Source organism: Brucella tritici (assembly GCF_902825325.1).
Lineage (GTDB): Bacteria > Pseudomonadota > Alphaproteobacteria > Rhizobiales > Rhizobiaceae > Brucella.
In genome coordinates this window covers 22,099-33,447 of record NZ_CADEAR010000023.1, presented here as the reverse complement: position 1 = coordinate 33,447, position 11,349 = coordinate 22,099, and the positions used below count along the sequence as shown (strand labels likewise).

The window sequence follows — 11,349 nt, the reverse complement described above, 5'->3', positions numbered from 1 at the left end:
ATCGGGACCTCCGAAATTGGCCGTACGCCATTGATACCATTGTTTTACAGCACGTACAAGTGCCTCGTACATATCACTTTCGATAACCTATACTTATCGGAGGTTATACCCTCAACCCACCGCCATCACCAGTGCCGGACATTAAATCCACACTGGATTCCGTTTGAGACTTTGTTTACTATAAATTCAATGCGTTACGATCTCGACACTTTGCCTCTCACGACCTTGCTGTCGCCTTTGACCCGCGCCAGCGAAGCCCTGGCGCGTCTCGATGAGCGTCTTGCTTCTTCACCGGTCGGCACCGGACTGATCGAGCGGTTGCATTTCGCCGATGCCTGTGCCTCGTTGTGGCTCGACGGCGAACTGGTCGAGATGGAAGATCTGGTGCTGCATGAGGCCGCCCGCGATATCCGCTCACCTAGTCATGCCCTCACCATTGCCCGCGACGTGTTGCAGACAAGGCAGCGCATTGCCGCGCAGGCGCCGGGCTGGGCGCTGAGCCCGAACGGTTTGCGCAGTCTGCGACAGGCAGGGTCTGCTGCCTCATTTGGGGATGGCGGCATTGCCACGGAGCGCGAAAGTGCTGCGGTTCACGATGCGCCGGTCGGACGGCCGGATCGGGATGGGGAGGGGAGAAAACATCGTCTGAATGACGGGCTCGACCTGCCCGGTGTCGATCTCGAGGCCATCGACGCAGTGCTGGCGCGATCCGAAGACGTTCTGGCCAAGGCAAAAGAACCGCGTCGATCCTTGCAATGTGCTACGGATCCGCTGATCCGCGATCCCGATTGGGATGAGGACGAGCGGCTTGAGCAATGGCGGGCGGTGTTACGTTCGATCATCGATCTGCCGCCGGTGTTACAAGCCATCCTGGCGCTCGATGCCTGGAACGAGTTGGCCGTGTTGCAGCGGGCGCCGTGGCTGGGCCGTTTGTTGGTAGCTTCCTTGCTCCGGCAAGACGGGCTTACCACACACGCGCATCTCTTGGCGTTCAATACCGGCCTGAGGACTATCCGTGTCGAACGGCGGCGGCATCGCAATTTGGAAACTAGGCTCATGGCCTCTCTCGAGGGTTTGATGGCCGGGGTCGAGCTCGGGTTCAATGAGCATGACCGGCTGCTGCTGGCGCGGCAGATGATGGAAAGACGGCTTAGGGGACGGCGCGCCTCGTCGAAACTGCCGGGGCTCATCGAGTTGGTCCTGGCAAGGCCACTGGTATCAACCGGTATGATCGCTGCAGAACTCGACATCACGCCCCGTGCCGCCCTTCGCCTCGTCGAAGAGCTCAACCTGCGCGAAATGACCGGCAGGGGGCGGTTTCGGGCGTGGGGCATCGTTTGAAGACGATGTTTCAGGTAGTTCTATAATTCTACCTGAGGAATAGCGAACCGCCCCTTGCTTCAGTCGGGCGCCACACTCAAAAAGGCTGGTTTCCTGCCCCATCGGTTCTGAGAGCGGAGTTGGGAAAGCGGTCATGGGAGTGGCCGTCGTGCTACATCCGTAACGCGCCCGCGACACGGCGGATGCGATGGCCAAAGCGATAGGAATAGATGAAAACCAGTGCCTCATTACATCGCCCCTTTGCTTGTTTTCCGCCATTCCCACGGTTCCATGAAACGGTTCTGTCGCGAAATTTTCACTCCTGCTGCGCTATTGGATCATCGGTGCGCATAGTTGAGAGTGGAGTAACAACAGATGACAGTCGATTTCAAAGGTGCCCATTTCCCCAAAAGCGTCATCCTTTATGCCGTATTCTTTTACGTGCGCTACCCTGTTTCCTATCGTGATCTTCAGGAAATTCTGGCTGAACGTGGGGTATCCGTCGACCATGCTACATTGAACCGGTGGGTTGTTCGGTACTCGCCTCAGATTGCTGTGCAGGCTCAGATGCGCAAGCGACCTACCGCGCGTTCCTGGCGCGTTGATGAGACCTATCTCAAGGTTCGGGGTAAATGGACCTATCTGTATCGGGCGGTTGATCGTAATGGCCAAACCCTTGATTTCATGCTGTCTGAGCGTCGCGATCTGGCCGCGGCGCGGCGTTTCTTCAAGAAAGCCATTGCATCTAACGGCGTTCCCGAGAGGGTTGTCATTGACAAAAGCGGCGCTAATCTGGCTGGCCTTCAAGCTGTCAACACGATCTTGAAATTCACAGGAACCGGTGCGCTTATTGAAATCAGGCAGATCAAATACCTCAATAATATCCTCGAACAGGATCACCGCTTTATTAAACGGATCACCAAACCAATGATGGGCTTCAAGGCATTCCATTCTGCCTCAGCCACCATCGCAGGCATCGAAGTAGCTCACATGATCCGTAAGAACCAATTCGACAACGAAAACCGTTCGCCATTTCAGGTCTTAGCGGAGCTCGCAGCATAAGTGTGCCCAAGGATCAGCTCGCTTTTAACCGTCTGAAAATTTTGCGACACAGCCCCGGCCTGACAGTGCCGATCAGATCGGGCGAGCGGGATTCAACCGGTTGATGGCCATTCTGGCTGGTGCCGAAGCACCAAAGGATACTGCTTTGCCGTCCCCGATTATCACAAAGGACAATGCTGTGCGTTACATAAACGAAGACAGCACATTCTGAGTTTGTAAAAGCAACTGAAAATAAACGCAGCCTTTCGCTACAGATGGCTGCGTTTATGTTTTTTAGAGGATTTAACGCGCTTTAATCGCGAGGCACATGCTACCATGCATCATCTGTTCTCTGATGAGCCATTGGTGATTGGCCGGTCTTTTTAAAGACCCACCATGGATTTGAGCTCTACAAAGGCCTCCAATCCCCATTCACCATATTCTCGACCGTTGCCGGATTGTTTGTACCCACCGAATGGAGCCGAATAATCGGGTAACGCGTAATTCGCGTAGACATAGCCTGCCTGCAAACGGCGTGCGACCGCTTGTATTCGTTCGGGGTTGGCGGATTGCACATAGGCTGCCAAGCCATAGGGAGTATTGTTAGCTATTTCTATCGCCTCATCCTCGCTCTGGTAGGGAATGATAGAAATAACCGGTCCAAATATTTCTTCCATGGCAATGGGATTGTCGGCTGTGACATCGGCAAACACAGTTGGCCTTACAAAATAGCCATGCTCCAGCCCCTCAGGGCGTTCCGTCCCGCCGGTGACAAGACGCGCACCTGCTCGCTTTCCCTGTTCAATGAGATCGCGTACACGATCATACTGTGACTTGTTCACCAGCGGACCAAGATTGGTCCTCTCGTCAAACGGATTGCCGACGCAGATTTTTTCCGCAACATCCGCTGCGATTTCGATTGTCCGGTCGTAAAATTTTGCCGGAACAAGCATCCGGTCCGGCGCCACACAGGACTGGCCGCTATTGCCATAACAATTCATCACGCCTTTGGTTACGGCAATATCGAAATTGGCATCATCAAGAAGGATGTTGGCCGATTTGCCGCCAAGCTCCTGATGGACACGCTTGACAGTTTGCGCCGCAGTTTTGGCAACATTTATTCCCGCACGGGTAGATCCCGTGAAGGATACCATGTCGATACCTGGATGGCTCGACAGCGCGCTCCCTACTTCGATTCCCGTGCCGTTGAGAAGGTTGAAGACACCTGCGGGAACACCTGCTTCGTGCAGAATTTCAGTAAAGAGGATTGCACTGAGCGGTGCTTGTTCGCTCGGCTTCAGGATCATGGTGCAGCCCGCTGCGAGTGCTGGGGCAACCTTGGAAACAACCTGCATGATCGGCGCGTTCCACGGTGTGATGAGCCCACAAACCCCGATCGGTTCACGCAAGATCAATGTCCCGTTGGACCGTCGGGTCTCGAAAGGATAGTCACGCAAGACATTGATTGCTTCAAGAAGATGGGTGAGGCCGATGCTCGTCTGAGAAAGTCGGGTCCTGGAAATGGGGGCGCCCATTTCCAGCGTCAGCAGGCTGGCAAGCTCATCGCGCCGCTTTTCATAAACGGCTACGATGCGCTTTAAAAGATCTATCCGTTCGGCAACGGAACTGCGGGAATAAGTACCGAAAGCCATGCGTGCTGCAGAAACAGCCTTGTCGACATCGGCGGCGGTAGCAAGCGCGATATCGCCGATTTTCTCTTCTGTTGCCGGATTGATGAGTGCAAACTGTGCCGCTCCGGTGAGTTCTGTCCATGCGCCTCCGATATAGGCAGACTGCATCCGCTCCCGCATCGTCACTGAAATCCGCATGGTCATTGTCCCTCCAACACGAGATCGGCACCTTTTTCGCCAATCATGATCGCGGTTGCGTTGGTGTTGCCCGAAACCACAGTCGGCATGACCGAAGCATCGATCACACGCAATCTTCCGATATCGTGAACGCGCAGTTGAGGGTCTACGACCGAGGCTTCATCGACACCCATTTTACAAGTTGAAACCGGATGAGCACCGGTGCCGGAATTGTCTGCAATGTAGCCTAGCCAGTCTTCATCGCTCTGCAGCTCGGCCGATGGCATAAGTTGCTCGGTTACCAGTGAACTGAGAGGGGCCTTGCGGAAAATATTGCGCGCGAGCTTCAGCCCTTCAATCATGGTACGCCGGTCTGACCCGGTCGAAAGGTAGTTCGGCTGTATTGTCGGCGCTTGTCCTGGATCGTTTGATGAGATCTTCACCCAACCTCGGCTTTCCGGCCTGCATGGCACACAACTGATCGTACAGCCCGGGAAGGGATGCATCGGGCCGCCTGCACGGTCGAGACTCCATGCCAGCATGTGAAATTGAACGTCCGGCGACGCAAGTTCGGGTCTGGTTTTGGCGAACATGCCGACCGGCCCGCCCGCCATCATCAGAAGACCCTTTCCGCCGAGTATATAGCGGACACCCTCTATAATCCTGCGCGGCCAGCTATGGAAAATTTCGTTGACGGTTACCAGCGAAGGCTGCGCCTTGTAGACCACACGGGAGCTGAGATGATCCTGAAGATTCTCACCCACCGCAGCGAGATCGTGCACGACGGGGATGTCGTGATGCCTGAGAAGCCCTGCTGCACCTATACCCGACAATTGAAGGAGTTGTGGCGAGTTGATGGAGCCACCCGACAGTATGACTTCGCGAACGGCCCGCACATTGTACTTACGACCGTCACGCACAAATACTACACCAGTTGCCTCCCTTCCCGAGAACGTGATGGTCTGAACCAGCGTATTGGTTTCGATCCGCAGATTTGAGCGTCTACGAGCAGAACGCAGATATGCATTGGACGTACTTGAGCGCCGCCAGCGCCCCGCCGTCATCTGATATGTGCCTACGCCTTCCTGCACCGCCCCATTGAAATCGTCATTGCGTGGATAGCCGGCGGCGATTGCGGTCTCGCGAAACGCATCGTAGAGCGGATGCTGCATTTTTATGTCGGAAACATCGACAGGGCCGCCAGTACCGTGAAAAGAATCTTCTCCACGCTCCTGATTTTCAGACTTTCGGAAATAGGGCAGCACATCGTCATAGCCCCAGCCGAGATTCCCCATCTGAGCCCAGCCATCAAAATCCTCGCGCTGACCTCGAATATAAATCAATCCGTTGATCGCGCTTGACCCACCAAGCACCTTGCCCCTTGGCCACGGCACACGACGACCGTTTAAATTTGGAACCGGCTCGGTCTGATAATTCCAGTTATACCGAGGATTATAGGCATTGCGATAATAGCCTGCCGGAATGTGCAGCCACGGATCAGCGTCGCCGCGCCCGGCCTCCAGCAGCAGAACACGTGTCGCCCCGTCAGCGCTCAGGCGATTGGCAAGAACACATCCAGCCGAGCCAGCGCCGACAATGACGAAATCAAATTCAAGATCTGTACCCAATTCAGTCTTCCTCCGAAGCCCTTCCACAGTCTTGTCGGCGAGGTGCTTCCATTCCGTTTTCCGCGCGAGGTCGAGGCTGGGGTAACCTTGCCCCAGCCATTGTTCGGTCGGTTCCACCCGAAAAATCGGGTCAGGTGGTAACCCACTCCTCGAAGCGCTGGGTTACTTCTTCCAGGTCAGCACCGAAATTGTCGATATTCTGCTCAAAGGTCTTTGGATAGTTTTGCGGCGCGGTAGGCATGAATTGTGCCTTCTCGAAATCGATAAAATCGAATGCCTTGGGGTTGGTCGGGCTAGAAATAGCGGCAACGGCAAAAGCAGCCTGCCGGTCGGGCAGCGATGCGTTTTGTATGAATTGCCAGGCATGTTCCGAACGCGGCGTTCCGCGGGCGACAACCCAATAGCCCTTGTCTATTTCGGCCTGGTTCCATGTCATATCAAGCGGTGCGCCCTGCTGGATCATCTCGAACAAACGCCCCTGCCAGATGCCCATGACGTCCACTTCACCATCGCGCAGGATCTGCTGTGACTGCGCACCAGCCGTCCACCATACGCGGATGTGAGGCTTGATCTTGTCCAGCGACTGGAAGGCGCGATCGATGTCGAGGGGATAAAGCCCGTCTGCTGCAACACCATCAGCCAGTAATGCCAATGGAAGAACACGTGCCGCGTAACGCTGCAAGCTACGATTGCCCGGAAATTTTTCGACATTCCAGAAATCGGCCCAGTTCTGTGGCCCGCCATTCGGAAACTTTTCCTTACGGTACCCGATAACGGTCGAGAAACAGTCAAAGGAAACGCCGTTTTTGAAGACTGCACCATCCCATAGTTTCGTCTGATCGATGGGCGCATTGTCGATAGCATCTACGAGATTGGCATCATTCGCGCGTAACAGTTCGCCTGCGCCGAGTGTCGTTACATCGAATTCATAGACGCCAGAACGCACCTGCGCTGCGAGTTTGGCGAAAGAAACAGGAGAAACAGTGCGGATTTCGACATCAGTTTCTGCCGTGAATGGCTTGAAGATATGCTCGCGCGCAGCACTTTCCCAGACACCGCCCCAGGTATTTATGTAAAGATACTTGTCGTTGGCCAACGCCTTGTGGACATAAGGCATCGCAAAGGTTGCCGCACCTGCAACACCGAGCTTGAGGAAGCTGCGCCGGGTTGTTCTGAAGATTTGGTTGGTCATTTCATTCCCCTTTTATGTTGTTTTTCTGTTGTTCAGGCTCAGGCGAGTCGCACGCTTGCCATAATTCCTTGTGTTCAAACAGCTTGTGGCACTGCGCAAACTATAATCATCTCTATCTTCAGGGCCGGGGTTGCCAGTGCTGCATTGAGGCAGGCTCTTGCCGGTGGCTTGATGTCTGCCACCCATTCGTCCCAGACTGCGTTCATTTCGGCATAATCGGCCATATCGGCGAGCATGATGGCGACGAAAAGCAGCTTGTCCTTTCCGCTGCCGATCTCCGATAACCGTGCTTCCGCTTTTGCGAGGAGCTGCGCAGCCTGTTCTGCCGTGCCGAGCCCGGGATCGTATGGTGCCTGCGGCGTTACGGCGAAATAGCCGGTTCCGTTGTGAACGGTGGCCAGGCTTGCGCGCGTGCCAACCCCGAAGCGAAGAATGGTTTCGCTCAGATCATTCAATGTGTTCATGAAGGTCTACCTGTTAGCTGCAATGGGAAATACGGAATCGCGGGTCCAGCTAATGCAGCATTCCTCGCCTTCCCTGATGATGACGACATCCGCTCCCAGCACCCGTACTCGCATGGTCTGATTCCCCGCCTGGCCCACGACCAGTGCGTTGTCGCCGTAATTGATGATCGTATCGACTTTCATCTTCACGTTGCGCCGACCGTCGAGGGGATTGCGCGAAAGGCGGATATGTTCGGGACGGATCATGAGAGTGGCGTCGCTTTGGGAAAGGCGACTATCGCCGGGCGCATATTCCAGTTCACCCATCGCTTCGTTGATTGCCTCACCCTTGATCGGGTCTGTGATCTTCACGTCGATGAGATTGCTTTCACCGATAAAGCCCGCAACGAATTTCGTCTGCGGTTTGTGATAAAGTTCCAGTGGCGACGCGACCTGTTGAATACAGCCTTTCTCAAATACGACGATGCGATCCGACATCGACATGGCTTCAGACTGGTCATGCGTGACAAAGATCGTCGTTACCCCGAGCGCACGCTGAATGCGTTTGATCTCGATCTGCATCTGTTCGCGAAGGTTCTTGTCAAGCGCACCCAGAGGTTCGTCGAGCAAAAGGAGAGATGGCTCGAACACAAGCGCCCGCGCTAAAGCAACGCGCTGCTGCTGACCGCCTGAAAGTTCCTTGGGATGGCGATGACCGAACCCCTTGAGACCTACAAGTTCCAGCATTTCTTCCGCCCGACGCAATCCTGCAGTCTTTTTTATACCGCGCATCTGAAGCGGGAAGTAAACGTTTTCGGCTGCTGTCTTATGTGGAAAGAGCCCGTAGTTCTGGAACACGATACCGATATTGCGCTCATGCGGGGGAAGCCCCGACAACGCTTGGCCTTCAATCTCGACAGTTCCAGCTGTTGCCGTTTCGAAGCCTGCGATAATCATGAGAGTTGTTGTTTTTCCCGAACCGCTTGGGCCTAAAAAGGTCACAAATTCGCCCTTGGCGATGTCGAGATCGACAGATTTCAGAGCATTGAACTGCCCGTAGGATTTGGAAATGGAGGAAAGCTTGAGATAGCTCATAGGAAACTCCTGTGGCGCGGGCCATGCGCCGTATTGATCAAAGCACGCGAATACGCATTTGCCGGTTACGCAGACGTGCGATCACCGCTGGTGCAGTGACACCGAGGATCACTGCAATGAATAACAGCGTGGAAATCACTGCAATGACTGGGTCTGCCTCCTGGCGAATACTGTCAAACATCTTGCGCGGTAGCGTTTCCGCATCCCGGCCAGAGATAAAGATGGCAACAACCGTTTCATCGAAAGACTGAATGAATGCGAAGAGCGCGCTGATGATGAGTCCAGGGCGAAGGATCGGCAATGTGACGTGAATGAACGTCCGTGTTGGACTTGCGCCGAGACTTTGGGCTGCCCGCTCAAGCGTCCGATCAAACCCCTTGAGATTGGCCGACAGCACGAGGAAGGCGATGGGCACAGAAAGGCAGCAATGTGCAAGGACAACACCGAGGCGGGTATGAACGATGCCGAAGGTGCCGAAATAAGAATAGTAGCCGACCGCCATTACGATGTGCGGCACCGCAAGCGGCATCAACATCATCAGATCGGCAATTCCTTTGCCACGAAAACGATGGCGGACAAGAGCGAAGGTTGCGGGAACAACCAGCACCATCGTCAGGATCATCGTTGCGGTTGCTATCACGATGCTGTTGATAGTGGGACGAAGCCAGGTCCAGTCGGTGAAATACGCCTGATAATAACCCAGCCAATAGCCGGGCGGCGGAAATTGCAGCGAACGCGCATTCGAAAACGACATGGGTACGACGATCACCAGCGGCGCGGCGATGAATACCAGCACGATGAGGCCGGCAAATCTCAGGACGCGATTCATGGTCAACCCCAGAGCTTATCGAGGCCGAAACGGCGGTGATAGATTGTCAGAATGATGAGCGTCACGACCAGCAGAACCATGGCCATTGCGGAACCCATTCCGAAAGCGAGAAACTCATCGATCTGGTTGCCGATCAATCCCGCTACCATCTGTTCGCGTGGCGACCCGAGCAGAACCGGGGTGACGTAGAAGCCAAGACAAATGACGAAGACGAGCACTGAGCCATTGGCAATGCCCGGCGCAGTCAGAGGAAGATAGATGTGACGGAAAAGCGAGAGCCCTTTTGCACCAAGGCTCTCAGCCGACCGGATCAAAACCGGATCGATCTTGCGCATGACGGAGTAGATGTTCATTACCATATAGGGTGCCAGAATATGCACCATCGCGAGTGTCGAAGAGAGGCGCGTGAAAAGAAGTTGCGGCGGATTGGAAACACCGATCAAATGCAAGAACCAGACGACTGGTCCATTGTTTCCAAGAAGCACCATCCATGCATAAGTGCGCACGAGAAAACTTGTCCAAAAGCTCATAGCGACGATAAGCAGGATAAGGCGCGCCTTTTGCGGGCTGCTGTTGGCAATGAGATAGGCCAACGGATAGCCGACCACAAGGCAGGACAATGTAACCGCAATCGCAGTGAGAAATGTATTGAGGAATACTCTGAGATAGAGTGTTCCGGTCAACACTTTCTGATAGTTGGCGAGTGTAGTCCTTGGCTCGGTCACACTCATGATTGCCACGTCAGCCAGCGGAACCAGAAAAAAGATCGCCATGTAGATGGCAAGTGGCGTCAGCAACAGCCAGGGCCACAGATTTTTCCTGTCCGTCAGTTTCGCGATGCCTCTACTCATCGCACTCCCCTTATTCTTGGCCGGTTGGTCCCTTGCAGACAAACGGGCAGCATTAAACGACAGAACGGATTCCGTTCAGCTCGCCATCCATTCTTCGAAGCGTTCAGCGACTTCCGACGTGTCCGCTCCAAAATTCTTTATGTTCTGCTCGAATGTCAGACGGTAATTTTCCGGTGCTGTCGGCATTCTGCGTGCATCTTCCGGCGAGATGAATTTCATCGCGTCAGGATTGAGCGGACCGTAATCAGCCTGAACCGAAAAATCTGCCAATGGCTTGCCGCCGGTAGCGAAAGCAACAAAGCGTCTGGCGTTATCTGCATTCGGTGTTCCCTTGGCCAGAACCCAGTAGGCTCGGTCGATCTCGCCCTGATTCCAGTTCATGGCAACCGGAGCACCGGCTTTTTCCGCTTCGTAATAGCGGGCATGCCAGATGCCGATCATATCGATCTCGCCATCACGCAATATTTGCGTTGATTGGGCGCCTGCGGTCCACCAGACCCGCACGTGATCCTTGATACGGTCGAGCGAAGCGAAAGCCCTGTCGACATCGAGCGGATAGAGATTTTCTACCGCCACCCCATCCGCCAGAAGCGCTATAGGCAAGATACGTGCCGGATAACGTTGTAGCGAGCGACTGCCCGGATAACGCTTCGTATCCCAGAAATCGGCCCAGCTTTGCGGACCATCTTTTATGCTATCTTTTCGCCATGCCATGACCGTTGCGAAAGCGTGCGAAGCAACGCCGTTCTCGAACAATCCACCAGGATAGGGTTCATTGAGACTTTCGATAAGACCAGCCTCATTGGCGCGCAGCAATTCGCCGCCTCCTAGCGTCGTGATATCAAACTCGTAGGTTCCCGTATTGACCTGCTGAGCAAGCTTGGCGAAGGACACCGGTGAGACAGTCTTGATCTCGATACCGGTCTCTTTCGTAAAGGGATCGAACAATTTGGTACGGGCAGCAGCTTCCCAAGGACCACCCCAGGTGTTGATGTAAAGCGACCCGGTCTTCGCGCGTGCAATGTAAGGCAGGGCCAGCGTTGCTGCCAGGGCACCAGTGGCGCCCTTCAAGAATTGGCGGCGGTTGCCTTGCAGAAGGCCCGTTTTGCTGTTGCTCATCTCGTTTCCTCCACCGGATCGCA

The 11,349-nt window shown here is 54.7% G+C and carries 10 protein-coding genes; 2 read left to right on the top strand and 8 right to left on the bottom strand.

Annotated features, from left to right (window positions below):
- Positions 1 to 180 precede the first annotated feature (180 nt).
- Both HWX93_RS20465 and HWX93_RS20460 read left to right on the top strand, forming a co-directional pair.
- Positions 181 to 1,341, top strand: coding sequence for an RHE_PE00001 family protein (locus HWX93_RS20465; RefSeq protein WP_176038530.1), 1,161 nt, complete (start codon positions 181 to 183; stop codon positions 1,339 to 1,341).
- Positions 1,342 to 1,695: 354 nt separating this feature from the next.
- Positions 1,696 to 2,382, top strand: coding sequence for an IS6 family transposase (locus HWX93_RS20460; RefSeq protein WP_176038528.1), 687 nt, complete (start codon positions 1,696 to 1,698; stop codon positions 2,380 to 2,382).
- A gap of 362 nt (positions 2,383 to 2,744) precedes the next feature.
- Here HWX93_RS20460 and HWX93_RS20455 read toward each other — a convergent pair whose 3' ends face one another.
- The 8 genes from HWX93_RS20455 to HWX93_RS20420 all read right to left on the bottom strand — a co-directional run bounded on the left by HWX93_RS20455 (position 2,745) and on the right by HWX93_RS20420 (position 11,326).
- Complete coding sequence (locus HWX93_RS20455; protein WP_328700192.1) at positions 2,745 to 4,196, bottom strand: aldehyde dehydrogenase family protein; 1,452 nt, start codon at positions 4,194 to 4,196, stop codon at positions 2,745 to 2,747.
- The gene (locus tag HWX93_RS20450; protein WP_176038527.1) at positions 4,193 to 5,797 is read right to left on the bottom strand and encodes a GMC family oxidoreductase; all 1,605 of its coding nucleotides are present in this window, start codon (positions 5,795 to 5,797) and stop codon (positions 4,193 to 4,195) included. Before HWX93_RS20450 ends, HWX93_RS20455 begins: the two co-directional genes overlap by 4 nt.
- 130 nt (positions 5,798 to 5,927) lie before the next feature.
- On the bottom strand, positions 5,928 to 6,989 hold the full coding sequence (locus tag HWX93_RS20445) for an ABC transporter substrate-binding protein (protein ID WP_176038526.1): 1,062 nt from the start codon (positions 6,987 to 6,989) through the stop codon (positions 5,928 to 5,930).
- A gap of 74 nt (positions 6,990 to 7,063) precedes the next feature.
- Entirely contained in the window at positions 7,064 to 7,453 is a 390-nt protein-coding gene (locus tag HWX93_RS20440; RefSeq protein WP_176038525.1) for a RidA family protein, read from the bottom strand.
- A gap of 6 nt (positions 7,454 to 7,459) precedes the next feature.
- On the bottom strand, positions 7,460 to 8,527 hold the full coding sequence (locus HWX93_RS20435) for an ABC transporter ATP-binding protein (RefSeq protein ID WP_176038524.1): 1,068 nt from the start codon (positions 8,525 to 8,527) through the stop codon (positions 7,460 to 7,462).
- A gap of 37 nt (positions 8,528 to 8,564) precedes the next feature.
- The gene (locus HWX93_RS20430; RefSeq protein WP_176038523.1) at positions 8,565 to 9,356 is read right to left on the bottom strand and encodes an ABC transporter permease; all 792 of its coding nucleotides are present in this window, start codon (positions 9,354 to 9,356) and stop codon (positions 8,565 to 8,567) included.
- A gap of 2 nt (positions 9,357 to 9,358) precedes the next feature.
- Positions 9,359 to 10,207 (bottom strand): ABC transporter permease, encoded by an 849-nt coding sequence (locus HWX93_RS20425; protein ID WP_176038522.1) that lies wholly within the window; start codon positions 10,205 to 10,207, stop codon positions 9,359 to 9,361.
- 75 nt (positions 10,208 to 10,282) lie between these two features.
- A complete protein-coding gene (locus tag HWX93_RS20420) occupies positions 10,283 to 11,326 on the bottom strand; it encodes an ABC transporter substrate-binding protein (protein ID WP_176038521.1) in 1,044 nt (347 codons plus the stop codon).
- Between the last annotated feature and the right edge of the window lie 23 nt (positions 11,327 to 11,349).

What these genes read in the sequence shown, in the direction of transcription:
- HWX93_RS20460 (WP_176038528.1), top strand. Translation starts at nt 1,696, where the DNA reads ATGACAGTCGATTTCAAAGGTGCCCATTTCCCCAAAAGCGTCATCCTT.
- HWX93_RS20455 (WP_328700192.1), bottom strand. Translation starts at nt 4,196, where the DNA reads ATGACCATGCGGATTTCAGTGACGATGCGGGAGCGGATGCAGTCTGCC.
- HWX93_RS20445 (WP_176038526.1), bottom strand. Translation starts at nt 6,989, where the DNA reads ATGACCAACCAAATCTTCAGAACAACCCGGCGCAGCTTCCTCAAGCTC.
- HWX93_RS20440 (WP_176038525.1), bottom strand. Translation starts at nt 7,453, where the DNA reads ATGAACACATTGAATGATCTGAGCGAAACCATTCTTCGCTTCGGGGTT.
- HWX93_RS20435 (WP_176038524.1), bottom strand. Translation starts at nt 8,527, where the DNA reads ATGAGCTATCTCAAGCTTTCCTCCATTTCCAAATCCTACGGGCAGTTC.
- HWX93_RS20430 (WP_176038523.1), bottom strand. Translation starts at nt 9,356, where the DNA reads ATGAATCGCGTCCTGAGATTTGCCGGCCTCATCGTGCTGGTATTCATC.
- HWX93_RS20425 (WP_176038522.1), bottom strand. Translation starts at nt 10,207, where the DNA reads ATGAGTAGAGGCATCGCGAAACTGACGGACAGGAAAAATCTGTGGCCC.
- HWX93_RS20420 (WP_176038521.1), bottom strand. Translation starts at nt 11,326, where the DNA reads ATGAGCAACAGCAAAACGGGCCTTCTGCAAGGCAACCGCCGCCAATTC.